The following is a 23559-nucleotide window of genomic DNA, read 5'->3' as shown; positions in this document are numbered from 1 at the left end:
AACCCTCCCACCCCCCAAGGAGAGACAAGATGACCTATGTAGAAGGATTTGTGGTCGCGGTGCCGACCGCCAACAAGGAAGCCTATCGCAAGCACGCCGCCGACGCCGCGCCGCTGTTCAAGGAATTCGGCGTCGCGCGCATGGTCGAATGCTGGGGCGACGACGTGCCCGACGGCAAGGTCAACGATTTCAAGGGCGCCGTGCAGGCGAAGCCCGACGAAACCGTCGTGTTCAGCTGGTTCGAATATCCCGACAGGGCGACGCGCGACGCCGCAAACCAAAAGATGATGAGCGACCCGCGTATGGAAGCGATGGGCGGCGAGATGCCGTTCGACGCGAAGCGGATGATCATCGGCGGCTTCGACTCGATCGTCGACGATCGGGCCGCAGGCTCGACCTCCTATGTCGACGGCTATGTCGTCCCCGTGCCCGACGGCAACAAGGAAGCCTATCGCGCGCTGGCGCAAAAGGCGTCCGAAGTGTTCCGCGACTATGGCGCGACGCGCGTCGTCGAGGCGTGGGGCGACGATGTTCCCGACGGCAAGGTCACCGATTATGCCCGCGCCGCGCACAAGAAGGACGGCGAGACCGTCGTCTATAGCTGGGTCGAGTGGCCCAACAAGGAAGCGCGCACGACGGGTTGGGAAAAGATGATGACCGACGAGCGGATGAAGCATGATCCGGAGAATAATCCGTTCGACGGTGCGCGCATGATCTACGGCGGTTTCGCACCGATCGTCGAGGCCTGACTTTGCTCCTCCTTGTCGCGAAGCGATGGGGAGGTGGCAGCCCGCATGGCTGACGGAGGGGCGATGGCGCGACGTCGCCGCCCCTCCACCATCCTTCGGATGGTCCCCCTCCCCATCGCTTCGCGGCAGGGAGGATCGCTGGGAAGAGAACCGATGGCCGATACACAAACACCCGAACATCGCACCGCGTCCTGCCAATGCGGCGCAGTGACGCTCGAACTCACCGGCAAGCCGATCGTCGCGGCGACCTGTTATTGCCAGAGCTGTCAGACGGCGGGACGCGCCTTCGCGGCGCTTCCCGGCGCGCCGGCGGTGGTCGGCGCCGACGGGGGCACACCCTATCTGCTCGTCCGCAAGGATCGCCTCGCCTGGCTGTCGGGGTCGGACAAATTGGACGAACACCGGCTGACCCCCGAATCGCCGACGCGGCGGTTCGTCGCGCGGTGCTGCAACGCGCCGATCGCGCTCGAATTTACCAAGGGGCATTGGCTGAGCGTCTATTCCGGCCGCATCCCCGAAGGCGAGCGTCCGGCGGCCGAGATGCGGACGATCGTCGGCGACCGGCCCGCAGGCGTCGAGTTGCCCGACGACATCCCCAATTACAAATCGCCTTCGGGCAAGTTCATGTGGCGCTTGCTCACCGCATGGATCGCGATGGGCTTTCGCGCCCCGCCGATCGAAGCGACGAAGGGATATGCGCGATGAGCAAAAGCCTCGAACGCGTCGAAATGCTCAATTTCACGAGCCCCGGCCATGTCGTGCGCGTCGAGAAGGCGAAATATGACGCGATGAAGGACGCGCTGCTCGCGGCCGTGCCCAGCGCTCAGCCCGGCCTCACCGTCGCCGAGGTCAAGGCGCGCGTGCTGCCTTTGCTGCCCGAGGATTTGTTTCCCGGCGGCGCGAAAGCGGGCTGGTGGCTGAAGGGCGTTCAGCTCGATCTCGAGGCGCGCGGGCTGATCGCGCGCGAAAATGTAAAGCCGCTGCGGCTGCACCGGCTATAAGCCCGACCAGAAGGAAGCAGGCCATGGAACATCTGTCCTTCCCGAACGAAAGCCCCGCCTATCGCGCCGCGCGCGCCGCGCTGCTCGACGACGAAATCGCATTGCGCCGTCAGATCGAGGCGGTCGCCGCCAAGCGCCGCGCGCTGCCGCCGGGCGGCGAGGTGCCCGAGGATTATGAATTCGAGCGGATCGGCGCATATCAGCGTCCCGAGCGCATCAAGCTGTCCGAGCTGTTCGAGAGTAAGCCAAGCATCATCATGCAAAGCTTCATGTTCGGGGCCGAGCGCGACAAGCCGTGCAACGGCTGCACCCATATGCTCGACGCGATCGACGGCAGCGCACGCCATATCGGGCAGCGCGCGCCCTTCTATGTCGTCGCCAAGTCGCCGATCGCGCGGCTGGAGGCGTGGGCGAAGGACCGGCGCTGGCCGCACCTGACCTTTCTGTCCGACGTCGACGGACGTTATTCAGCGGATTATTTCGGCGACACGTCGAAACTGTCCGACGCCAAGCGCACCGAGCATGGCATGAAGCCGGGCGAGAATTGGGACGAGACGATCTTCAACGTCTTCCGCAAGGACGGCAACGCGATCCGCCACGTCTGGGCGAGCGAGATGGCCTATGCACCCGAAGACCCCGGCCAGCACCACCGCGCGGGCGACCTTGTCGATCCGCTCTGGGGCCTGCTCGACATGACGCCCGAGGGGCGCGGCGACTGGTTCCCCAGCCTGACTTACTGACAGAAAAATCGAGGAGAGAGACGATGAGCGAGCCGAGCAACTTCATCTGGTACGAGCTGATGACTCCCGATCCTGCGGGTGCGGCGCGCTTCTATGGCGCGGTGGTCGGCTGGACGATCGCCGACACCGGCGAACAGACCGCGGGCGGCGTCGATTACCGCATGATCGGGCGCAGCGATGGCGGCAATGCCGGCGGCGTGCTGGCTCTTAATGCCGACATGATTGCGGGCGGCGCCCGCCCGATCTGGATCGGCTATCTCCACGTTGCCGATGTCGATGCCGCGGTTGCGGCGATCAAGGCCGACGGCGGCAGCGTGCATATGCCGGCGATGGACATTCCGGTCGGGCGTATCGCAATGGTCGCCGACCCGCAGGGCGCAGTCTTCTATGTCATGGACCCCAAGCCGCCCGAGGGAATGGAAGGCATGGAGAGCGACGTCTTTTCGGTGACCGAGGCACAGCATGTGCGCTGGAACGAGCTGGCGACGAGCGATTCCGACGCCGCGATCGCTTTCTATAAAGAGCATTTCGGCTGGGGGCAGGAAGGCGAGATGCCGATGGGCGAGCTTGGCGCGTACCGCTTCATCCAGCGCGGCGAGGTCGGGCTGGGCGCGGTGATGCCGTTGATGGAAGGTTATCCGGTCCCGGTGTGGAATTTCTATATCGGCGTCGACGATATCGACCGCGCGCATGCCGCCGTGACCGCGAACGGCGGCACGATCACCAACGAACCGATGGAAATCCCCGGCGGCGAATATGCGATGAACGCCATCGATCCGCAGGGTGCGCCGGTCGGCTTCGTCGGGCCGCGCAAATAATCGAAGGAGAGCGACGATGGACAATCAGGGCCCGACCACCGGCCTCACCCCGCATATCGCGATCGCCGACAAGCGCGCGAGTGAGGCCATCGACTTTTACATCAAGGCGTTCGGCGCGACTGAAAATGTGCGCGTGCCCGCCGACGACGGCGTGCGGTTGATGCACGCGCATCTGACGATCAACGGCGCGTCGCTGATGATGCACGACGAATTTCCCGAATATGTCAGCGAACCGTCGGGCAAGCCCGATGGCGTGACACTGCACCTGCAGGTCGACGATGCCGACGCGTGGTTCGAACGCGCGGTTGCCGCGGGCGCAAGCGTCGTGATGCCACTCGACAATATGTTCTGGGGGGACCGCTATGCCCAGATAAAGGATCCGTTCGGCCATCAATGGTCGATCGGCGGGCCCATCAAAGGAGAGTGAAAATGACGAACCAACCGACGAGCCAACCCGTGAGCCTCTGCCTCTGGTACGACAAGGATGCCGAGGAAGCGGCGAATTTCTATGCCGCGACCTTCCCGAACAGCAGCGTGGGCGCCGTTCACAAAGCACCCGGCGATTTTCCCGGCGGCAAAAAGGGCGACGCGCTGACGGTCGACTTTACCGTGCTGGGCATAGCGTGCGTCGGGCTCAACGGCGGCCCGATCTTTCCGCACAGCGAGGCCTTTTCCTTCCAGGTCCATACCGACACGCAGGAGGAAACCGACCGTTATTGGAACGCGATCGTCGGCAACGGCGGCAAGGAAAGTGCGTGCGGCTGGTGCAAGGACAAATGGGGCCTGAACTGGCAGATCACCCCGCGCGTGCTGACCGACGCGACGATGGGCGGCGATCCCGAGGTCGCCAAGCGCGCGTTCGACGCGATGATGACGATGCAGAAGATCGATATCGCGAAGATCGAGGCCGCGGTGCGGGGTGAAGCCGTTGGCGCGGCGTAACCCGGCGCTCTTCGCATGGGTGCTCTGCGGCACGCTCGACATCGTCTATGCGTCGGTGTCGAGCCTGTTGCAGGGCGGTACCGTCTCTTCGATGCTCCATGCGGTGGCGAGCGGGCCGTTCGGCGACGCCGCGCGCGGCTGGGGCATCGGCGGCGATATCGCGGGCCTCGCGACCCATTATACGATCATGGGCGCGATGGTCGCGACATGGTTTTTCGTTGCGCGGCGCTGGAGCGCGCTGACGGCGTGGCCCTGGTGGCTGACCGGAACGCTTTACGGGCTGCTGCTCTATGTCATCATGAACGGGATCGTGCTGCCGCTGCGCTTCGGCTTGCCCTTCCCGCCGACCGACCTTGCGAAGGGCGCGATCGCGCTTTTCCCGCACATCTTCTTCGTCGGCTGGCCGCTCGCCTGGCTGACGCGCAAGGATAGCAATTGATGCTGATCTATTATGGCCACCCCTTTTCGTCCTACACATGGAAGGTGCTGATCGCGCTCTACGAAAAGGGCATCGAATTCGACTATCGCTCGGTCGATCCGGCGTTCCCCGACCATATGCCCGAATTGCGGGCGCATTGGCCGGTCGGACAGTTCCCGCTGCTCGTCCACGACGGCGTGCCCTGGTTCGAATCGTCGATCATCATCGAATATCTCGACCATCTGGTGCCCGAACCGCGCCTGATCCCGCAGGATTTTGACGCGGCGCTAAAGGTCCGGCTGTTCGACCGCATCTTCGATCATCATGTGATGAACCGGATGCAGGAGGTGGTGAACGACGCGTTGCGCGGGCCCGAAAATCATCTGCCGATCATCGTCGAACAAACGCATGCGCGGCTCGATACCATCTATGCCTGGCTCGACAAGGAGCTGGCGGGCGGCGGCTGGGCGACGCCCTATGGATTCACGCTCGCCGATTGCGCCGCGGCGCCGTCGCTTTTCTATGCCGACTGGGTCTATCAAATCCCGGAGAAGTACGAGAATTTGCGCGCCTATCGCGCTCGCCTGCTCGCGCATCCGACCGTTTCGCGGTGCGTCGAGGAGGCGCGGCCATACCGTCCCTACTTCCCGCTTGGCGCGCCCGACCGCGATTGATCCAGGCCGTCCCATATCGGGGTTAACGGCGCGCTGACGTTGCCTGTTCGCCATTTGATAGGCGCGCACGCGCGAAGGCGGACGCATGGTTTCGCCGTCCGCCTCCATGCACGCCTTCGTCCGTACGCTCATCATCGCCGCACTCGCGGCGGTGCTGGCGTTCGCGCCGGCGCATGCGCAGCAGGTCATGACGATCACCACGACGACGGTGACCTGGACCTATGACGATGCAGGCGAAGACGACGGCGCTGAATTTATCGACGAGGACGCCGCACTCCTGGGCGACGAGGCGCTCGCCGAAGACGCCGATTTCGCCTCCACGCGCCGCTATGCGCCTGCCGCCACGCTCGCGACGCTCGGCCATGCGAAAGCGGCCTATGGCCCCTTTTCGGTGATCGACAGCACGACCGTGCGCATGGCCGGCGACGTCACCTCCGCCACGCCGCGCCAGTTCGCGGCGATGCTGGCGGCATACCCCGGGCTCAAGCGGCTCGAGATGGTCGATTGCCCCGGCAGCCTGGATGAAGAAGCAAACCTGATCCTGGCGCGCGCAGTCCGCCGGCAGGGCATGGAAACGGTCGTTCCCGCGGGCGGCTCGATCCGCTCGGGCGCGGTGGAACTCTGGCTCGCCGGTGTCACCCGCCGTGCCGCGCCCGACGCGGAATTCGGCGTCCATAGCTGGGCGGACGAATATGGCCGCGAGGCGAACGACTATCCGGCGAACGATCCGGTCCATGCCGAATATCTCGGCTACTACCGCGAAATGGGTATGGATGCCGCCAAGGCCCGCGCTTTTTACACGCTCACCAACAGCACATCGTTCGACGATGTCCGCTATCTGACGCGCGACGACATGGCACGCTTCGTCACGCTCAACTGACTGTCGCGACCGCTGCGCTCGAGAAGGCGCTTTCGACCGGTTGCAGACCTCCCCATCATCGTCACCCCGGACTTGATCCGGGGTCCCGCTTGAGGTCGAAGCCATTGGGCGCGTCAAAAAGCGGGATCCCGGGTCAAGCCCGGGATGACGGACGTGGGGGACGGGATGTCCGCTTCCCACCCCAAAACAGACATCACCTCCAAATAGGTCTTTCCTACATTATCCGGCTGTGCAAGCCTTCATCCGGCTCTTTCATTCGGTGAACAAAAAGGCGGTCGCTGCCTGGCTTGGGGTGCGACCATGATCGGACGTGCCGCGCACATCCAGCGCTCCGCGACTGGCAAATCGGCGCGCTCATAGGGCTGAACTTTCCTGAACTTTGGAATATTGCGCAGCCCTTGCGCCGACCCGATCCCGGATTCAGCGGGCGATGTCCAAAGAGGGTAACGACAGCTCTCCACCCAAAAACCGCTGCTCGCGATCATCAATCCTCGCGCGCCAAGCTGCTTTATCCTTGTAACACGCCGCCGCCTCCCCCACATCGCCCCCATGGCGAAGCGGAGCCTTTATCAGCGATTGCGATCGACCGCGCAGGTCCGGCTGGCGCTGTTCATCCTCGGCGTGGTGATGATGGCGATCGCCCCGATCGTCGGCATCTTGCCGGGCCCCGGCTTCATCATTCTTTTCCCGCTCGGGCTGATGCTGTGCCTGCAGAACAGCGCGTGGGCGAAGCGCATCTATGTCCGCTTCAAATGGCGCCACCCGCGCTATGCGGCATGGACCGACCGCGTGATGCGCCGCGCAAGCGCAGCGCGAAAGCGCGAGCGGGCAGCACTGGAAACGATCAAAAAGGCCGCATTCCACGGCAAGGCACCGGAAAACCGCCGCGATGGGAATTGACTTTGCGCCGACTCTCGCTTATCCGCGCCCCCATCAGTGGCCGCCCACGTTTGGCGGCCCTTTTCTGTTAGAGCCTTTAGAGAGAATTTGGGGATACCGCGATGAAGCGTACCTATCAACCGAGCCGCCTCGTTCGCAAGCGTCGCCACGGTTTCCGCGCCCGCAAGGCGACTGTCGGCGGCCGCAAGGTTCTCGCCAACCGCCGCGCCCAGGGCCGCAAGAAGCTGTCGGCCTGATCGCTGACGCTTCTGCGCCAGCCCGTCTGGTGCGAACGCTTTCAAAACGTAGCGAATTTTTGGCCGCCAACCGCGGCCTTCGCTTTCCCATGCCCGGCTTTGTCCTGCTCGTCCGCCAGCGCGGCGACGGCGACGATTCGCTGGGCATCGGCTATACCGTCAGCAAGAAGGTCGGCAACGCCGTCACCCGCAACCGGATGAAGCGCCGGCTGCGTGAACTGTGCCGCGCCGCGCTGCCCGAATCGGGGATCGTCGGCGCCGACCATGTGCTGATCGGCCGGCCGGGCGGCAACGACATCGTCTTTGCCGAGCTTGGCGAGCATCTCGATTCGGCGCTGAAGCGCGCAGCGAAGAAGCTGGCAGCAAAGCCGTCATGAGCGTCGCCCTTCCCCTTTCTCGTCACCCCGGACTTGATCCGGGGTCCCGCTTTTCAACGTCGCTGAGCGGGACCCCGGATCAAGTCCGGGGTGACGAAGAGGAAAAAGCATCAATCGCGCGTGAAGTTGCGCAGTTTTTCGGGCTTTTTGCATGATTGCAAAATTGCTCATCCTGATCGCCCGCGGGTGGCAAATCGGCCCCTCGCGCATCCTTCCGCCCACCTGCCGTTACTCGCCGTCATGCAGCAGCTACGCGATCACCGCGCTCCAGCGTCATGGTGCGATCAAGGGTGGCTGGCTGGCGACAAAGCGGCTATTGCGCTGCCATCCTTGGGGCGGTCACGGCTACGACCCCGTGCCTTAGGCGCGGCACTTCCCGACATTTGATACGAAGAGAGACCAACGAGCGTGGACGACAAGCGTAACATGATCACGGCCATCCTGCTGTCGGTGGCAATCCTGATCGGCTGGAATTTCGTCTCCGAGAAATTCTTTCCCACGCCCGACAAGCCCGATGTGACCAGGACGGTCGCGGGTCCGGATGGCGCAGCGCCCGCGGCAACGCCGGGCCAGCCCGCCGCGCTGCCCGCCCCCGGCGTGCCCGCCACCGCGCCGCAGGCGATCCGCCCGGTCGAGGCCGTGCTGGGCGAAGGCAACCGCATTCCGATCGACACTCCGGCGATCAAGGGGTCGATCAACCTCGTCGGCGCGCGCGTCGACGACATCACGCTCAGCAAATATCGTCAGACGATCAAGAAGGATTCGCCCGCCGTCCGCCTGTTCGCGCCCGCCGGCACCAAAGCCGCCTATTTCGCGAGCATCGGCTGGTCGGCGCAGGGCATCGTGGTTCCCGGCGCCAGCACGGTCTGGACCGCGAGCGGCACCAAGCTGACCCCATCGACCCCCGTGACCCTGAGCTGGTCGAACACGACCGGCCAGACCTTCCGTATCGAATACAGCATCGACGATGATTATCTGATCACCGCGAAACAGACGATCGCCAACACGGGCGCCACGCCCGTCGCAGTGCGCAGCGGCACCTATATCGACCGCACCGGCAAACCGACCGACCCGCACGAGCAGGATAGCTGGACGATCCATGTCGGGCCGACCGGCTATCTCGACGGCAAATCGAACTTCACCAATTATGACGAGGTCGAAGAGGCCTCGAACGGTACCGTCTCCTACACGGCGGCCGGCTGGCTCGGTTTCACCGACAAATATTGGCTCGCCGCGGTCGTCCCCGCCAAGGGCGAAAAAGTCTCGGCCGCGTTCAACGCCCTGCCGGGCGGTGCCTATCGCGCCGCTTTCGCCCGCGACCTCGTCGAAGTGGCGCCGGGCAAGCAGGTCACGACCACCAGCCGCGTCTTCGCGGGCGCCAAGGAAGTCAGCACGCTCTCGCACTATCAGGACGACCAGGGCATCACGCGCCTGTCGAACGCGATCGATTGGGGCTGGTTCGAATTTTTCGAGGTGCCGATCTTCAAGCTGCTCGACTGGCTGTTCAAGCAGGTCGGCAATTTCGGCGTCGCGATCATGGTGCTGACCTTGATCATCCGCGCGCTGATGTTCCCGATCGCGCAGCGCCAGTTCGGATCGATGGCGCAGATGCGTCTTGTGCAGCCGAAGATGAAGGCGCTGCAGGAACGTTATAAGGACGACAAGCCGAAGCAGCAGCAGGAGCTGATGAAGCTCTATAAGGACGAGAAGATCAATCCGCTCGCCGGCTGTCTGCCGATCGTCATCCAGATCCCGATCTTCTATGCACTGTACAAGGTGCTGATGCTGACGATCGAAATGCGGCACCAGCCGTTCATCCTGTGGATCAAGGATCTGTCGGCGCCCGACCCGCTGCACATCCTCAACCTGTTCGGCCTGCTACCCTTCACCCCGCCGTCGATCCTGTCGATCGGCATCCTCGCGGTGATCCTGGGCATCACGATGTTCCTGCAGTTCCGCCTGAACCCGCAGGCGACCGACCCCGTGCAGCAGCAGGTATTCAAGATCATGCCGTGGCTGTTCATGTTCATCATGGCGCCGTTCGCGGCCGGCCTGCTGCTCTACTGGATCACCAACAACCTGCTGTCGATCGCGCAGCAGCAGTGGATGTATCGCAAGTTCCCGCAGCTCAAGGCGGCACCGGCGAAGTGAGCGACAACGAAGACATCGATCCGGGGGCCGACCCCGAACGGGCGGAGCGCGCACGCAAGCTGTTTTCGGGACCGATCACGTTCCTGAAATCGGCGCCCGCGCTCCAGCACCTGCCAAGCCCAAGCGTGCCCGAGATCGCGTTCGCGGGCCGCTCGAACGTCGGCAAATCGTCGCTGCTCAACGCGCTGACGAACCGCAACGGGCTCGCGCGCACGTCGGTGACGCCGGGGCGGACGCAGGAACTCAACTATTTCGATGTCGGCCAGGATCCGCTGATCTTCCGGCTCGTCGACATGCCCGGCTATGGCTTTGCCAAGGCGCCGAAGGATGTCGTCAAGAAATGGCGCTTCCTGATCAACGATTACCTCCGCGGCCGCGCGGTGCTGAAACGCACCCTGGTGCTGATCGACAGCCGCCACGGGATCAAGGATGTCGACCGCGACGTGCTCGAAATGCTCGACACCGCGGCGGTCAGCTATCGCATCGTGCTGACCAAGGCCGACAAGATCAAAGCGACTGAGCTGGAAGCGGTGCAGGCCGCGACCGAAGCCGAAGCACGCAAGCATCCCGCCGCGCATCCGCAGGTGATCGCGACGAGCAGCGAAAAGGGCATGGGCATCGCCGAACTTCGCACCGCGGTGCTGGAGGCGGTCGAGAGTTGACCTTTTCCTCCCTCCCCTTGAGGGTGGGGCCAAGGAGACCCTATGAAACTGTTTCTCGGTAACAAGGCGTATTCGAGTTGGAGCCTGCGCGGCTGGCTGGCGGTCAAGCATAGCGGCCTGCCGTTCGAGGAAGTCACCGTCCCGCTTTACGACGAAGATTGGTCGAACCGCCGCGAGGGCGACGAGTTCGCGCCGTCGGGCGGCAAGGTGCCGATCCTTTGGGACGGCGACGATATCGTCGTGTGGGACAGCCTGGCGATCATCGATTATCTCAACGAAAAGACCGGCGGGACCAAAGGATTCTGGCCCGAAGATATGGCAGCGCGCGCGATGGCGCGGTCGATGGCGGCGGAAATGCATTCGAGCTTTGCCGCTCTTCGCCGCAACCACAGCATGAATATCCGCCGCATCTACCCACCGGCCGAGCTGCTTCCCGAAGTGCAGGCCGATGTCGTCCGCATCTTCCAGATCTGGGCCGAGGCACGCGCGCGGTTCGGCGGCGAAGGCGATTTCCTCTTTGGCAGCTGGTCGGCCGCCGACATCATGTTCGCGCCCGTCGTGACGCGCTTCATCACTTACTCGATCCCGCTGCCGCGTTTCGCCGCCGCTTATGCACAGGCGGTCATCAGCCATCCATGCATGCAGGAATGGATCGGCGGCGCGCAGGCCGAGGATTGGATCATCGAGAAGTTCGAGGGGCCGGTCGAGGGATAAGGGCAATATTTGCCTGACCAGCCGGTTTCGACCGATAGCGGACCCTACATCATCATCACCCCGGACTTGATCCGGGGTCCCGCTTGCTGCCGGGGCCAGCGGTTGCGTCAAAGAAGCGGGATCCCGGGTCAAGCCCGGGATGACGATGATGGGGGCCAACGCCGCTCCCCACCCCGTAGCTAGCCTTCCCCGTCAACGGATCACGGAATCCGCGTCGTTGGATAGGGCGTGCCGTCCTTGTGGAAATAGCCGTCGGGCGTGAAGAGCATATCGATGTCCGAATAGCCGCCGCCGGTATCGTATTTCTTGCCGCCGCCGAGCGCGACGAAGATGCAATCGACATCCGATTCGTTGACGAGATGGTGGCCGTTCGTGCTGCCCTTCGGCCACACCGCGATATCGCCGGGTCGCATCGGCCAGCGCCCGCTATCCTCGATCAACACCGCTTCGCCCGCGATCATCACCAGCATCTCGTCCTCGCCGTCGTGCCAATGACGCTGCGACGACCAGGCGCCGGGCCTCAGCACGACATGGCTCGCGGCGAAATCGCTGAGCCCCGTGACGGGGGCGAGGCGGCGGTACCAGCGCCCCTGCACGGGTGCGTCATAGGGCGCGGGATAGCCGGTGGCATTGGTTTGCGGGATCGCATCAAGATCGAGCTTGGGCATGGCAGTCCTCGTGGAGTTTGTTCCTCCTTTGTTTCGCACAAAGGCGCCTTGATGCAAAGCCTCGACTTGCTGCCGCGCAAGGGGGTAAGGGAGCGGCATGAGCATCACCGTCGATCCCGTAGAACTGGCAAAGGCGTTGATCGCCGCGCCGAGCATCACCCCGGCCATGGGCGCCGTGTTCGACGTGCTGGAAGCGGCGCTAACGCCGCTCGGCTTTGCCGTCGAGCGATTCATCGACGGGATCGAACCCGATGGCCCCGTTGAAAATTTGCTCGCCGTGCGCACGGGCAAGGGGCCGAGGCATTTCGGCTTTGCCGGGCATCTCGATGTGGTGCCGCCGGGCGTCGGCTGGACCGGCGATGCCTTTGCCCCCGAGGTACGCGGCGACCTGCTTTATGGGCGCGGGGCAGTCGACATGAAAGGTTCGATCGCGGCCTTTGTCGCCGCCGCGTCAGCCACGCCCACTGAGGCCGGCACGATCAGCCTGATCATCACCGGCGACGAGGAGGGGCCCGCGATCTTTGGGACGCGCGCGCTGATGGAGCATATGGATGCGCGCGGGGTGAAGCCCGACATGATCGTCGTCGGCGAGCCGACATCGGTGAACCGGCTCGGCGACATGGTGAAGATCGGGCGGCGCGGATCGGTCAATATCTGGATCGACGTGCCGGGGACGCAGGGGCATGTCGCCTACCCGCACCTTGCCGACAATCCGATCCCGAAACTGGTGCGGATCATGGCGGCGATCGATGCGGTGGCGCTCGACGAGGGCAATGATTGGTTTCAGCCGTCGAACATCGAGTTCACCGATATCGAGGTCGGCAATGGCGCGACCAACGTCATCCCCGCCTCAGCGCGGGCGCGGCTGTCGATCCGCTTCAACGACCAGCACAGGGGCGCCGACCTTGTCGCGCTTATCGAGCGCCTCGCGCACGACGTCGAACCAAATGCGAAAATACTGGGAAAGATTTCGGGCGAAGCCTTCCTCACCCCGCCGGGCGATCTGTCAGGGCTGGTCGCCGAGGCGATCCACGCCGAAACCGACCTGACCCCCGAAATGTCGACCACCGGCGGCACATCGGACGCACGCTTTCTTCACGCGCTCTGCCCGGTGGTCGAATTCGGGCTGACCAATGCGACGATGCACAAGCTGGACGAGGCCGTGGCGGTCGACGATCTGCACACGCTGACCGCCATCTATCGCGGCATATTGGTGCGCGCCTTCGTCTAATCCTCGCGGCTACGGCGCAGGATCACATAGACCGCCCCCGCGCCGCCGTGGCTGACATGCGCGGGACGGAGCGCGACGATCTGGTCGGCGTAGGGCGAATAGGCGAGCCAGTCGGGCAGCGAAGCGCGGATCGCGCCGCGCGGGCGCGGATCGCCATGCATCTGGGGCAGACGGTCGGCACCGGGGCGGAGGCGCCCCGCCACCACAAGCAACACGCGCGCGCCGCGCATCAGCCCGCGCCCGATCGCTTCATCGAGCAAAACCTGCGCAGAAGCGAGCGTGTGACCGTGAAGGTCGATGCTGAGATCGGGGCGAACAAGTCCCTTGCGCAGGCGGCGGTCCCAATGGCCGTCGAGCGTTGCAGCCTGATGAGTGCGGCGCGGGGGCGGAAGTTTCGTCGCGGGTCGCGGTGCGGCAGCGGGAGCCGCAATGTTGCGCGGCGTCGGCTTTGGCGGACTGACGGTCGGCGGCGCGGTGGGCGCGAGCGGCGCTTTCGCCTGGGGCAGCGGCTTTACGGTCGCTGCGACCTTTTTCCACAGCGCCGTTTCCTCGGGGGCGAGGCGCCGGGGCATGTCAGGGCGCCGGGATCAGCCGCGCGATGCTGGCGCGCGGGAGCAGCAGCAGCGCCGAACCGCGTCCCGACATGCCGCCCGCAATCGCGCGCGCCGCGTCGCCCGCGCCCCAGAAGCTGTCGAAGCGGTTGGCGCCCTTGATCGCGCCGCCGGTGTCCTGCGCTATCCAGAGCCCGTTCGGTTCAGCGCGGTCGAGCGAAAGAAAGACCGGAGCACCGAGCGGCACATATTGGGGATCAGCAGCGACGCTCGCGCGGCCGGTGACGGGAACCCCGAGCGCGCCGAGCGGGCCGGGGCCCGTGAGTTCACGGAAAAAGACCCAACTGGGATTCTCGTTCATCACCGCAGCGCCGCGCACGGGGTCGGCGCGAAGATAATCAAGGATGCCCTGCATCGACGCCTGCCCGCGCTGCAATTCGCCGCGATCGAGCAGCAGCTTGCCGATACCGACATAGCCGCGACCGTTTTGCGTGTCGTAGCCGATGCGCATGATGCCGCCGTCGGGGAGGCGCAGGCGACCCGAACCCTGTACCTGCAGGAAGAAGAATTCGGCGGCGTCGGCGGCATAAGCGATTTCGAGCCCGCGCCCGTCGAGCGCGCCGCTTTCGATCGCCGCGCGGTCGTAATAGCGGGTGAAATTGCCGCCATCGACGCGGCCACGGATCTTGCGGCCCTTCAGATCGTCGGCGAACTGGCCAAGGTCGACTTCGACCAGGTCGGCGGGGCGGCGATAGATGGGGACGTCATAACCCGGCTGCTTCGTGCGCGAGCCAGCGATTTCGGGTTCGTAATAGCCGGTGACAAAGGTCGTGCCGGTGCCGACCTGCACGGTGCCGAAATAACGGGCAAAGAAGGCCGCCGCATCGCTGTCCTTCCAGCTTTTCGCCGCGTTGCAGCTTTCGGTCCAGTCGGTGCCCTGCGTCAGGCCGCTCGTGTCGGTGCGGCGCTGGACCGACGGACAACTGATGCGGAACGCCGCGAGCGCGGCGGCGGCCTGCTGGGCGGTAACGCCAAGCGTCGAGAAATCGGGACCCGCGACAACGCCGCTGGCGGCAGCCGTCGTCGCGTCGGCCGGAACGGCGGCCGCGGCGAGCGGCGCGCGCGGCGTCGCGGGAATCGGCTGCGCAGCTGCATCGGTGCCCTCTGACGGGCGCGGCGTATAGGGCCGCGGCGTGCCTGCTGGCCGCGTCGGTGCAGGAGTAGTGGTTGCAGGGCGGCCACTATCCGCCGCGGGAATGACTGACGCGCAGCCCGAAAGCAGCGGCAGGGCAGCGAGCAGCGCGAATCCGAAAGTCCGCGCGCGCGGCGCCCCCACCGTCAGGATCATGGGGTCAGGCCGATTCGGCTTCGTCGAGCACCCAATTGGGGTCGTTGCTGCCGATCTGGCGGCGGAAGGTCCAGAGGTCGTCGGTCTGCGACGCGTCGCTCATCGACCCGGCGATCAGCTTGCCTTCGGCGTCGCGGGTGACCGCGCTGATATCCGCATGGTAACGAACCGTGACGCGCGCCTCGCTACGATTCAGCTCGACCGCGGTGATCTTGGCCGAATCGATTCCCATCAGGCGATTGTCGAGCGTTTCCCCGCGGCCCTCGCGCGCGGCGATGGCGTCGGAAAAGGCTTCGTAGCTGTCGTCGTCGCAAAGATCACGAAGCGTATCGCGATCGCCCTTCCAATAGGCCTCGAGAATCATGCGGTAGGCGGCCTCGGCCCCCTCCATGAAGCGGCCGGCGTCGAAATTGCGGTCGGTCGCGAGAAGCTGGCGAAGGCCGGCCTCCGCAGCGGGTTCGTAAACGAGGCCCGACGTATCGGCGGGGGCGGCAACGCCAGCCTGCGATCCGTCCTTCTCGTCAAGCCGGACCGGCGATGCGGCGGCGCGTTCGCGCGGCAACACGGGCTCCTGCTCATGCCCCGTGCGCTTGCCGAGCACCGAGTAGAGCCGCATGCCGAGGAAGGCGGCAATCATGGCGAGCAGGACGATAGCAAAAGAGGTCACGGGCAAAAGTCCAATGCGGGCAATGGAAACATAATGGTCGATACATAGGCGATACGCGCCCCGGTTTCAAATGACCATGGCCGCTACGGCGCGGCGGGTCAACGATTCGACCTTAACTATAGCACCGCACAGGGCGCCCATTGTGCTCGCTGCCGGGCGCTGCTAAGCGCCGCGACAACCGTCCGCCGCGGTTCCGACACGGGTGCGCGGATGCGGATATTGTTTCCATCTTTTCAGTGAAAGCTTCATCATCATGGCTGACGAGACCAGCGCCGACCTCAACAACCCCGCCCTGCAGCCGAACGGCGAAGACACGAGCCCGGCGATCGGCCTGATTTCGCAATATGTGAAGGACCTGTCGTTCGAAAATCCGAACGCACCGGCCGTCTATCAATGGCAGGACGCCCCGCAGGTCGATGTGCAGTTCAATATCGCCGCCGATAGCGTGGGCGAGAATCTGTACGAAGTGCTGCTGAAGATCGACGTCACGTCGAAAACCGATCAGGGCACGAGCTTCGTCATCGACCTGAAATACGCCGGTCTGTTCGGCGTGCGCAACGTCCCCGACGACCAGCTTCAGCCCTTCTTCCTGGCCGAAGCGCCGCGCATCCTCTTCCCCTTCGCCCGCCGCGTCGTCGCCGATGCCGTCCAGGACGGCGGCTTCCCGTCGCTGCTGCTCGAACCGATCGATTTCCACGGCCTGTTCGCGCAGCAGATTCAGGCCGCGCAGGCCGAAGCGGCCGGCGAAGTCACGGTCGGCCAGGCCTGAGCACCTTAACGGGGGCGGGCTGAGGACTTGAGCAGCCTCGTCAAAAACGTGGGGACGATCGGCGGCCTGACGATGGTCAGCCGCATTTTCGGCTTCGCGCGTGACATGCTGCTCGCCCGCGTCCTCGGCGCGGGCCTCGCCGCCGACGCCTTCCAGCTCGCCTTCACTCTCCCCAACACCTTTCGCCGCCTGTTCGCGGAGGGCGCCTTCTCGGTCGCCTTTGTCCCGACATACAGCCGCGTGCTGCATGGGGAGGACGGCGAAAAGGCGGCGGCGAAGTTCGCCGACGATGTGCTCTCGGTCTTCCTCTGGATATTGCTCGCCTTCTCGGCGGTGATGATGTTTGCGATGCCGGGCATCGTCTGGCTACTCGCGCGCGATTTCCAACAGGTGCCGGGCAAGTTCGAATTCGCGGTCTTCCTGAGCCGCGTGACCTTTCCCTATCTTGCGCTGGTCAGCCTTGTCGCGATGTTGTCGGGCCTGCTCAATGCTCGCTCGCGCTTTGCGCCGGGCGCCTTTGCGCCGGTGTTGCTCAATATCGTGCTGATCGGCGGCATTATCACCGGCTGGTGGCTGCGCGGACCGGGGGGCGACGACCGGATCGTTGCAGAGGCGCTATGCGTCGCGGTGAGTCTCGCGGGCGTCGTCCAGCTTGCCTATATGTGGTGGGCGGTGCGCCGCGCCGGGCTGAAGCTCCACTGGCACCTGCCCAAATTCACGCCCGAGGTGAGAAAGCTCGGCATGCTGATCCTGCCCGCGACCTTCGGCGCCGGCATTTATCAGGTCAGCCAGTTCGTCGACACCTTCTTCGCGACCTCGCTGGCGCAGGGCTCGCTCACGCTGCTGAAACTCGCCGACCGGCTCAACCAGCTACCGCTCGGCATCGTCGGCATCGCGCTGGGCACCGCGATCCTGCCGATGCTGTCGCGCCATATCCACAGCGGCGACGCCGACGAGGCGCAGCGGCTCCAAGGCAATGCGTTCGAGATCGCGACCTTGCTCACCCTGCCCGCCGCCGCCGCGCTCGCGATCTGCGCCCCTGCCTTCGTCACCGCCTTTTTCGTCGGCGGCCGGTTCACCGATGCCGATGGCGCGATCATGGCGCAAATCGTGGCAGCTCTCGTCGCGGGTCTTCCCGCCTATGTCATCGTCAAGATTTTGAACCCGGGCTTTTTCGCGCGCGAGGATATGCGCACTCCGGTGTGGACCGCACTCGCGGCGCTGATCGTCAATATCGCGATCAATCTTTATGTCGTCGAACATTATGGCATCGTCGGACTCGCGGGCGCAACCGCGGCGTCGGCGTCGCTCAACTGCATCCTGCTCTATACCATGCTCCACCGCCGCGGCTGGTTCCATTTCACGGCGAAGCTTGCCGGGCGGATTGCGCGCCAACTGATCGCGGTCGCAGCGATGTCGGCGCTGCTCTGGTGGATGATGCCGATGATGGCGCCCTATTATGGCGGCGACGTGTTCGAACGCATCTGGTCGCTCGCCGCGCTCTGCGCAGCCGGCGGCGCGGCCTTCTTCGCGGTCGCCTTCCTCGTTGGCGCGCTTGACAAGGATCTGGTTCGCATGCTCACGCGGCGGCGCGCCAAACCGGCGGTTGAACAGGAGTAAGACATGCGGACGCTATCGGGCATCCAGCCCACCGGAAATTTGCATCTCGGCAATTATCTGGGCGCGATCCGCAACTGGGTGCGCATGCAGGACGAGATGCCGGGCGAGAAGCTCTATTTCCTCGCCGACCTGCACGCGATCACCGTCTATAACGACCCCGCCGAGCTGACCGCGAACACGCGGGAGATGGCGGCCGCGTTGATGGCGGCGGGGATCGACCCCGAAAAGGCGATCCTGTTCAATCAGGCGCGCGTCCCCGCGCACGCCGAACTCGCCTGGTTGCTATTCTGCACCGCGCGCATCGGCTGGCTGAACCGCATGACGCAGTTCAAGGAAAAGTCGGGCAAGAACCGCGAGGGCGCAAGCGTAGGCCTCTTTGCCTATCCGGTGCTGCAGGCGGCCGACGTGCTGCTTTACCAGACGACGCACGTCCCCGTTGGCGACGACCAGAAACAGCATCTTGAACTCGCGCGCGACATTGCGACCAAGTTCAACCTCGATACGGCGACCGAAACCTTCACGTTGCCGGAGCCGACGATCCCGGCTGCCGCAGCACGGATCATGAGCCTTCGCAACGGCTCCGCCAAAATGTCGAAATCGGACCCGAGCGACGCGAGCCGCATCAACCTGGTCGACGACGCCGACACGATCATGGCGAAGATCCGCAAGGCGAAGACCGACGCCGAGCCGCTGCCGTCGGAAGCGTCGGGGCTGGAAGGGCGGCCCGAGGCGAAGAATCTCGTCTCCATCTATGCCGCGATGGCCGACGAGAGCATCGACCAGGTGCTCGCACGCTTTGCCGGACAGGGATTCGGCGCGTTCAAGCCCGCGCTCGGCGAGGTGCTGGTCGAAACGCTGCGCCCGATCGCGACGCGGCTGACCGAGCTCAAGGCCGATCCCGCCGCGATCGACGCCGCGCTGGAGGCCGGTGCGGCGCGCGCATCGGCGCTTGCACGGCCCACGCTCGACGCGGCCTATGCCGCGCTGGGGCTCTGCCGTTAAACCGTCGTCCTGGTACGAAAAATCTTGTTAAGCGCTTCCGCCCCCCCATATTGAGGGGGTGGAACAGCCCTGCGACGAACCGAGTTCAACCAAGGTTAAGTCGCATCGGTATAGTCTATGGTATGAAAGCGCGGGTTATGCGCGCCCGAATCACGGAGCCAGGACGATGAGCAAGATGAATTTCCGGCGATTGAGCCTTGCCGCCATGACCGGCGCGGCGCTGGCGCTGGCCGGCTGCGCGACCCCTTTCAAGGCCGATGTCGCGCGTTTCCAGACGCAGCTTCCCGCACCGCAGGGCCAGAGCTTCGTCGTCGAGGCGAGCGACCCCTCGCTGCAAGGCGGTATCGAATTCGGCCAATATGCGAATCTCGTCGCAGGCGAGCTGACGCGTTACGGCTATCGCCCCGCGGCGAACGGCGAACGCGCCGACCTGGTCGTCCGCATGGATTATGGCGTCGACAAGGGCCGCGAACGCGTCGTGTCGAGCCCCGGCTTCGGCGACCCCTGGTACGGCAGCTATGGCGGCTTTTACGGCCGCGGATTCTATCGTCCCGTGATCGTCAGCGGACGCGGCGGACGCCGTTACGTCTATGGCTATCGCGATCCGTTCCTGTGGGGCGGTTTCGGACCCGGCTGGGGCGGCTATAACGACGTGTCGAGCTATACCGTCTACACCAGCGGCCTGAACCTCCAGATCAACCGCGCCGCCGACGGCTCGCGCCTGTTCGAGGGCCATGCAGAGGCGCAGTCGCGCGACAATAATCTGCAGGCACTGGTCCCGAACCTGGTCGAAGCGATGTTCACCGGCTTCCCCGGCAATTCGGGCGAGCGGGTGCGGATCACGGTGGCACCGCCCGAAAAGGGCTGAACGGCTACAATCCGAAAAACAAAAGGCTCGCCGTCCGAAAGGAAGGCGGGCCTTTTTGTGTACGGGGGAGAGCGATGTCGGATATCTCTCCGTTCGTCATTCCGCGCTGGGCCCGAGATCCGCTTTCGACGCACTCGTTGGCTTCGGCATCAAGCGGGACCCCGGATCAAGTCCGGGGTGACGATGAAGGATAGGCCGGCCGCCGTTCGACTAGAGACTGCCAGCAGAAGGCGCGTTGCCGCCGCCGGGCTCCGACGATTGTTATTCCGGGGCCATAATCGAATCGCAGAGCATCCGCCCAAGACACGGGGCCCTGGGCGCGTTTGCCAACCAATATCGGAAGTTTGGATGCCCCGTGAGGATTCGAACCTCAATAGACGGAATCAGAATCCGTAGTCTTACCATTAGACGACGGGGCATCAGAGGCGCGCGCAATATGATTGCGGGGACCGGCTGTCAAGGCCGGAGCGGCGGGTCGTACAAGCCCGCTTGCCCTGCCGCAATTCGCCGCTAGCATCCCCCCATAACAAAACAGGGGGGCCGCGCGCCCGCGCGGAGGCCCGAAGGAGTGGGTTGATGCGTCATGTCGCGATCGTCGGGTCGGGTCCCGCGGGCTATTATACCGCCGAAACATTGCAGAAGGCGGGCGATATCGCGGTCGACGTCATCGACCGGCTGCCCGTCCCCTATGGGTTGATTCGCACCGGGGTCGCCCCCGACCATCAATCGATCAAGGCGGTGTCGCGCCGTTACGAAGGCGTCGCCCTCACCGACAATGTCCGCTTCGTCGGTCATGTGTCGGTCGGGACCGACGTGACGATCGACGAACTTGTCGGGCTCTATGACGCGGTCGTGCTGGCGACGGGGGCGCCGAACGACCGGCCGCTCGACATTCCGGGCGCCGACCTGCCTGGGGTGATCGGCAGCGCGGCCTTTGTCGGCTGGTATAACGGCCATCCCGATTTCGCCGACCTGAACCCGCCGCTCGACGCCCCCGGCGTTGCGGTGATCGGCAACGGGAATGTCGCGCTCGACGTGGCGCGCATCCTCGCCAAGACGCCGGCGGAATTCGCGGGCAGCGACATCGTTGCGCACGCCCGCGACGCGCTGGCGGCAAGCGCGGTACGCCACATCCAGATTCTCGGCCGCCGCGGCCCGCATCAGATCGCGATGACGCCGAAGGAACTGGGCGAACTGAGCCATCTCGAACGCGCGAGCCCACGCGTCGACCCCGCAGACCTGCCGCCCGAGGGCGACGATGCATTGCTCGAACCCGGCATGCGCAAGTCGGTAACGCATCTGCGCAGCTTCTCCGCCAACCCGGTCGCCAAGCCGGTGACGATCGATTTCGACTTTTTCGCCATGCCGATTGCCATCGAGGGAGACGGCCGGGTGCAACGCTTGATCGTCGAGCGCACGACGCTCGACGCCGACCTCAGGAGCCACGGCACGGGCGAAACCTACGCGCTCGATGCCGGGCTGGTCGTAAGCTGCATCGGCTATCAGACCCCGCCGATCCCCGGCGTCCCCTATGAACATGGCCGCGGCCGCTTCGCGAGCGACGAGGGGCGCGTCCTGCCCGGCCTCTACGCCGTCGGCTGGGCACGGCGCGGGCCGTCGGGAACCATCGGCACGAACAAGCCCGACGGCGCGCGCATTGCCGAAATGCTGCTGGAGGACATCGGGCGCGGGGCGGGCAAGGCGGGACGCCCCGGACTCGACGCGCTGCTCGCGAGCCGCAACATCGTGCCCGTCACCTTCCGCGACTGGCGCCGTATCGAGGAGGCCGAGGTCGCCGCCGCGCTCGACGGCCGGCCGCGCGAGAAATTCACCAGCATCGAGGCGATGCTCCAAGCCATCGGGCGGTGAAGGCCCGCATCCGCACCGCGCTGCGCTGGTTGCTCGTGCTTGCCTATGGCTATGCGGGTTATCGCCATCTGGCCACCCCGGCGCCCTTTCTGGCGATCACGCCGCCGTGGGTGCCAGCACCCGAAGCCGTCGTCGCAGCGACAGGCATCGCCGAGATCGCAGGCGCGATCGGGTTGATGATCCCCGCGACGCGCAAGGCCGCGGGCTGGGGCCTTGCGCTCTATGCACTCTGCGTGTGGCCGGCGAACTTCCACCACGCGTTTGCCAATGTCGCGATCGGCGGTGAAACCTTGGGCTGGTGGTATCACGGCCCGCGCCTCGCCGCGCAGCCGCTGATCATCTGGTGGGCGCTGTGGGCGGGCGGCGCGACCGACTGGCCGTTTCGCCGCCGCCCCTAGCCCTTATTTCGCGACTGGCGTCTCGATCGGCGGCTGGCCCTTCTGGCTTGCAGCATAGGCCTCGACCGCCTTCAGCACGCGCAGCATATTGCCGCTCGAAATCTTCTCCAGCTCTGCCTGCGTATAACCGCGCCGTGCGAGTTCGGCGAACAACCGCGGATAGCCCGTGACATCCTCCAGCCCCACTGGCGTAGCGTCCATCCCGTCATAATCGCCACCGATCCCGATATGATCGACGCCGATCGTCGCCTTGATGTGGTCGATATGGTCCGCCGCAATCCCGATCGGCGTCTGCGGCGCCGGGTTCGCCGCGTCCCACGCTTTCAGCGCGGGGGCGACAGCATCGGGATTGCCGACGTACAGCGCTTCGAGCCGCGCCTTTTCCGCCGTCCGCGTCAGACCATGCGCGCGCAGCTTCGGGTCGAGAAAGGCGGCATAGAGCACGACCATCACAACGCCGCCATTCGCCTTCACCGCGGGCAGCACGCTGTCGGGCACGTTGCGCGGATGGTCGTTGACCGCGCGAACGCCCGAATGGCTGAACATGACCGGCGCGTGCGACACCTCGAGCGCGTCCTTCATCGTCGCTTCGCTTACGTGGCTCAAATCGACGATCATGCCGATGCGGTTCATTTCGCGAACGACCTGCTTGCCGAAATCGGTAAGCCCGTCATGTTGCGGGGCGTCGGTAGCGCTGTCGGCCCATGGGGTGGTCTTGCTGTGGGTCAGCGTCATGTAACGCGCGCCCATGCCATAGAGCTGGCGCAGCACGGCAAGCGACGATCCGATCGACTGGCCGCCCTCCATCCCCAGCATGCCGGCGACCTTGCCCGCCTTCATTTGGCTTTCGAGTTCGGCCGAGGTCGACGCGAAGCCAAGGTCGTTCGGGTAGCGGGCGATCAGCCGCTTCGCGACGTCGATCTGCTCGATCGTCTGCTGTACTGCCTGCTGCTCATTCGTGTTCGACGGCACATAGACCGACCAGAATTGCGCCCCGACATGCCCCTTGCGCAGGCGCTGGATATCGGTGTGCATCACAGTTCCGTCGGCCTTGGGCTTGGTGGTGTCGCGAAAATCGAAGTCGTTGATCACATTGCCGACCTGCCCGCGGAGTTCCCACGGCACGTCATTATGCCCGTCGAACACCGGCGCCTTCTTGAGCGCGGCTTCGGCAACAGCTTCGGGCGACTTCTGTGCCACGGCTGGGGTGGAAATGAGGGCGAAAGCGGCGAAGCCGGCGAGCAGGTGCGACATGTTCATGGCGCGCGACCTTAAGTGCTTGTTGCCGCAGCGCAAGCCTCACTTG

At 65.0% G+C, this 23559-nt stretch carries 29 protein-coding genes, 1 tRNA gene and 1 pseudogene; 25 read left to right on the top strand and 6 right to left on the bottom strand.

Annotated features, from left to right (window positions below; genetic code table 11):
• Positions 1-29: 29 nt before the first annotated feature.
• The 18 genes and pseudogenes from KEC45_RS20770 to KEC45_RS20685 all read left to right on the top strand — a co-directional run.
• A pseudogene (locus tag KEC45_RS20770) lies at positions 30-362 on the top strand (DUF1428 domain-containing protein); the annotation flags it as partial.
• Positions 345-749, top strand: a complete 405-nt coding sequence (locus tag KEC45_RS20765; RefSeq protein WP_302851630.1) for a DUF1428 domain-containing protein — start codon at positions 345-347, stop codon at positions 747-749. The pseudogene KEC45_RS20770 and the gene KEC45_RS20765, both read left to right, overlap by 18 nt.
• Positions 750-902: 153 nt before the next feature.
• Complete coding sequence (locus KEC45_RS20760) at positions 903-1454, top strand: GFA family protein (protein ID WP_062185737.1); 552 nt, start codon at positions 903-905, stop codon at positions 1452-1454.
• Complete coding sequence (locus tag KEC45_RS20755) at positions 1451-1750, top strand: hypothetical protein (RefSeq protein WP_062185739.1); 300 nt, start codon at positions 1451-1453, stop codon at positions 1748-1750. Before KEC45_RS20760 ends, KEC45_RS20755 begins: the two co-directional genes overlap by 4 nt.
• A gap of 23 nt (positions 1751-1773) precedes the next feature.
• On the top strand, positions 1774-2490 hold the full coding sequence (locus tag KEC45_RS20750; protein ID WP_062185741.1) for a DUF899 family protein: 717 nt from the start codon (positions 1774-1776) through the stop codon (positions 2488-2490).
• A gap of 23 nt (positions 2491-2513) precedes the next feature.
• Positions 2514-3308: a VOC family protein gene (locus KEC45_RS20745; RefSeq protein ID WP_252171275.1), complete on the top strand. Its 795-nt coding sequence runs from the start codon at positions 2514-2516 to the stop codon at positions 3306-3308.
• Positions 3309-3324: 16 nt separating this feature from the next.
• Entirely contained in the window at positions 3325-3735 is a 411-nt protein-coding gene (locus KEC45_RS20740; RefSeq protein ID WP_062185745.1) for a glyoxalase/bleomycin resistance/extradiol dioxygenase family protein, read from the top strand.
• Positions 3736-3737: 2 nt separating this feature from the next.
• Positions 3738-4250: a VOC family protein gene (locus tag KEC45_RS20735; protein ID WP_062185747.1), complete on the top strand. Its 513-nt coding sequence runs from the start codon at positions 3738-3740 to the stop codon at positions 4248-4250.
• The gene (locus KEC45_RS20730) at positions 4228-4689 is read left to right on the top strand and encodes a hypothetical protein (RefSeq protein ID WP_238586774.1); all 462 of its coding nucleotides are present in this window, start codon (positions 4228-4230) and stop codon (positions 4687-4689) included. The genes KEC45_RS20735 and KEC45_RS20730 overlap by 23 nt, the downstream gene beginning before the upstream one ends.
• Positions 4689-5342, top strand: coding sequence for a glutathione S-transferase family protein (locus KEC45_RS20725; RefSeq protein ID WP_062185751.1), 654 nt, complete (start codon positions 4689-4691; stop codon positions 5340-5342). The genes KEC45_RS20730 and KEC45_RS20725 overlap by 1 nt, the downstream gene beginning before the upstream one ends.
• A gap of 85 nt (positions 5343-5427) precedes the next feature.
• The gene (locus KEC45_RS20720) at positions 5428-6222 is read left to right on the top strand and encodes an alpha/beta hydrolase (RefSeq protein ID WP_062185753.1); all 795 of its coding nucleotides are present in this window, start codon (positions 5428-5430) and stop codon (positions 6220-6222) included.
• 549 nt (positions 6223-6771) lie between these two features.
• The gene (locus KEC45_RS20715; RefSeq protein WP_062185755.1) at positions 6772-7122 is read left to right on the top strand and encodes a hypothetical protein; all 351 of its coding nucleotides are present in this window, start codon (positions 6772-6774) and stop codon (positions 7120-7122) included.
• Between the two features lie 101 nt (positions 7123-7223).
• The gene (rpmH, locus tag KEC45_RS20710) at positions 7224-7358 is read left to right on the top strand and encodes a 50S ribosomal protein L34 (protein ID WP_054586364.1); all 135 of its coding nucleotides are present in this window, start codon (positions 7224-7226) and stop codon (positions 7356-7358) included.
• Between the two features lie 89 nt (positions 7359-7447).
• Complete coding sequence (gene rnpA, locus KEC45_RS20705; protein WP_238586775.1) at positions 7448-7735, top strand: ribonuclease P protein component; 288 nt, start codon at positions 7448-7450, stop codon at positions 7733-7735.
• A gap of 151 nt (positions 7736-7886) precedes the next feature.
• Positions 7887-8099 (top strand): membrane protein insertion efficiency factor YidD, encoded by a 213-nt coding sequence (yidD, locus tag KEC45_RS20700; RefSeq protein WP_062185757.1) that lies wholly within the window; start codon positions 7887-7889, stop codon positions 8097-8099.
• A 44-nt stretch (positions 8100-8143) separates the two neighbouring features.
• Positions 8144-9886 (top strand): membrane protein insertase YidC, encoded by a 1743-nt coding sequence (gene yidC, locus KEC45_RS20695; RefSeq protein ID WP_062185760.1) that lies wholly within the window; start codon positions 8144-8146, stop codon positions 9884-9886.
• Positions 9883-10548 (top strand): ribosome biogenesis GTP-binding protein YihA/YsxC, encoded by a 666-nt coding sequence (yihA, locus tag KEC45_RS20690; RefSeq protein ID WP_238586776.1) that lies wholly within the window; start codon positions 9883-9885, stop codon positions 10546-10548. Before yidC ends, yihA begins: the two co-directional genes overlap by 4 nt.
• Before the next feature lie 42 nt (positions 10549-10590).
• Positions 10591-11262: a glutathione S-transferase family protein gene (locus KEC45_RS20685; protein ID WP_062185762.1), complete on the top strand. Its 672-nt coding sequence runs from the start codon at positions 10591-10593 to the stop codon at positions 11260-11262.
• A gap of 200 nt (positions 11263-11462) precedes the next feature.
• Here KEC45_RS20685 and KEC45_RS20680 read toward each other — a convergent pair whose 3' ends face one another.
• Positions 11463-11930 (bottom strand): cupin domain-containing protein, encoded by a 468-nt coding sequence (locus KEC45_RS20680; RefSeq protein ID WP_062185764.1) that lies wholly within the window; start codon positions 11928-11930, stop codon positions 11463-11465.
• 97 nt (positions 11931-12027) lie between these two features.
• Between KEC45_RS20680 and dapE the strand changes: the two genes are divergently transcribed.
• On the top strand, positions 12028-13161 hold the full coding sequence (gene dapE / locus KEC45_RS20675) for a succinyl-diaminopimelate desuccinylase (RefSeq protein WP_062185767.1): 1134 nt from the start codon (positions 12028-12030) through the stop codon (positions 13159-13161).
• Here dapE and KEC45_RS20670 read toward each other — a convergent pair.
• Genes KEC45_RS20670 through KEC45_RS20660 form a run of 3 tightly spaced genes read right to left on the bottom strand, consistent with a single transcriptional unit; the run spans position 13158 to position 15697 of the window.
• Positions 13158-13733 carry a Smr/MutS family protein gene (locus KEC45_RS20670; RefSeq protein WP_062185768.1) on the bottom strand — a complete coding sequence of 192 codons (576 nt, stop codon included), beginning with the start codon at positions 13731-13733 and terminating at the stop codon, positions 13158-13160. The genes dapE and KEC45_RS20670 overlap by 4 nt on opposite strands.
• 1 nt (position 13734) lies before the next feature.
• Positions 13735-15060: a murein transglycosylase A gene (locus KEC45_RS20665; RefSeq protein ID WP_252171274.1), complete on the bottom strand. Its 1326-nt coding sequence runs from the start codon at positions 15058-15060 to the stop codon at positions 13735-13737.
• 4 nt (positions 15061-15064) lie between these two features.
• Positions 15065-15697: a Tim44/TimA family putative adaptor protein gene (locus KEC45_RS20660; protein ID WP_062186962.1), complete on the bottom strand. Its 633-nt coding sequence runs from the start codon at positions 15695-15697 to the stop codon at positions 15065-15067.
• A 283-nt stretch (positions 15698-15980) separates the two neighbouring features.
• Here KEC45_RS20660 and secB point away from each other — a divergent pair, with 283 nt between their 5' ends.
• The 4 genes from secB to KEC45_RS20640 all read left to right on the top strand — a co-directional run bounded on the left by secB (position 15981) and on the right by KEC45_RS20640 (position 19986).
• Positions 15981-16496 carry a protein-export chaperone SecB gene (gene secB, locus KEC45_RS20655; protein ID WP_062185773.1) on the top strand — a complete coding sequence of 172 codons (516 nt, stop codon included), beginning with the start codon at positions 15981-15983 and terminating at the stop codon, positions 16494-16496.
• A 72-nt stretch (positions 16497-16568) separates the two neighbouring features.
• Positions 16569-18116 (top strand): murein biosynthesis integral membrane protein MurJ, encoded by a 1548-nt coding sequence (gene murJ / locus KEC45_RS20650; RefSeq protein ID WP_062186964.1) that lies wholly within the window; start codon positions 16569-16571, stop codon positions 18114-18116.
• Between the two features lie 3 nt (positions 18117-18119).
• Positions 18120-19118: a tryptophan--tRNA ligase gene (gene trpS, locus KEC45_RS20645; protein WP_062185775.1), complete on the top strand. Its 999-nt coding sequence runs from the start codon at positions 18120-18122 to the stop codon at positions 19116-19118.
• A gap of 166 nt (positions 19119-19284) precedes the next feature.
• On the top strand, positions 19285-19986 hold the full coding sequence (locus KEC45_RS20640; RefSeq protein ID WP_083435988.1) for a DUF4136 domain-containing protein: 702 nt from the start codon (positions 19285-19287) through the stop codon (positions 19984-19986).
• Between the two features lie 345 nt (positions 19987-20331).
• On the opposite strand, the gene KEC45_RS20635 is transcribed toward KEC45_RS20640, so the two are convergent.
• A tRNA-Gln gene (locus KEC45_RS20635) sits at positions 20332-20405 on the bottom strand.
• A 157-nt stretch (positions 20406-20562) separates the two neighbouring features.
• Here KEC45_RS20635 and KEC45_RS20630 point away from each other — a divergent pair.
• Entirely contained in the window at positions 20563-21855 is a 1293-nt protein-coding gene (locus tag KEC45_RS20630) for an FAD-dependent oxidoreductase (protein ID WP_252171273.1), read from the top strand.
• Positions 21852-22253: a DoxX family protein gene (locus KEC45_RS20625; protein ID WP_083435989.1), complete on the top strand. Its 402-nt coding sequence runs from the start codon at positions 21852-21854 to the stop codon at positions 22251-22253. Before KEC45_RS20630 ends, KEC45_RS20625 begins: the two co-directional genes overlap by 4 nt.
• Before the next feature lie 3 nt (positions 22254-22256).
• Here the strand turns inward: KEC45_RS20625 and KEC45_RS20620 are convergent, their stop codons facing one another.
• Positions 22257-23513: a dipeptidase gene (locus KEC45_RS20620; protein WP_062185779.1), complete on the bottom strand. Its 1257-nt coding sequence runs from the start codon at positions 23511-23513 to the stop codon at positions 22257-22259.
• Between the last annotated feature and the right edge of the window lie 46 nt (positions 23514-23559).

The organism is Sphingopyxis sp. USTB-05, from assembly GCF_023822045.1.
In the GTDB taxonomy this organism is placed as follows: Bacteria; Pseudomonadota; Alphaproteobacteria; order Sphingomonadales; family Sphingomonadaceae; genus Sphingopyxis.
The sequence above is the reverse complement of the archived record's forward strand: the minus strand, read 5'-3'. Positions and strand labels throughout refer to the sequence as shown.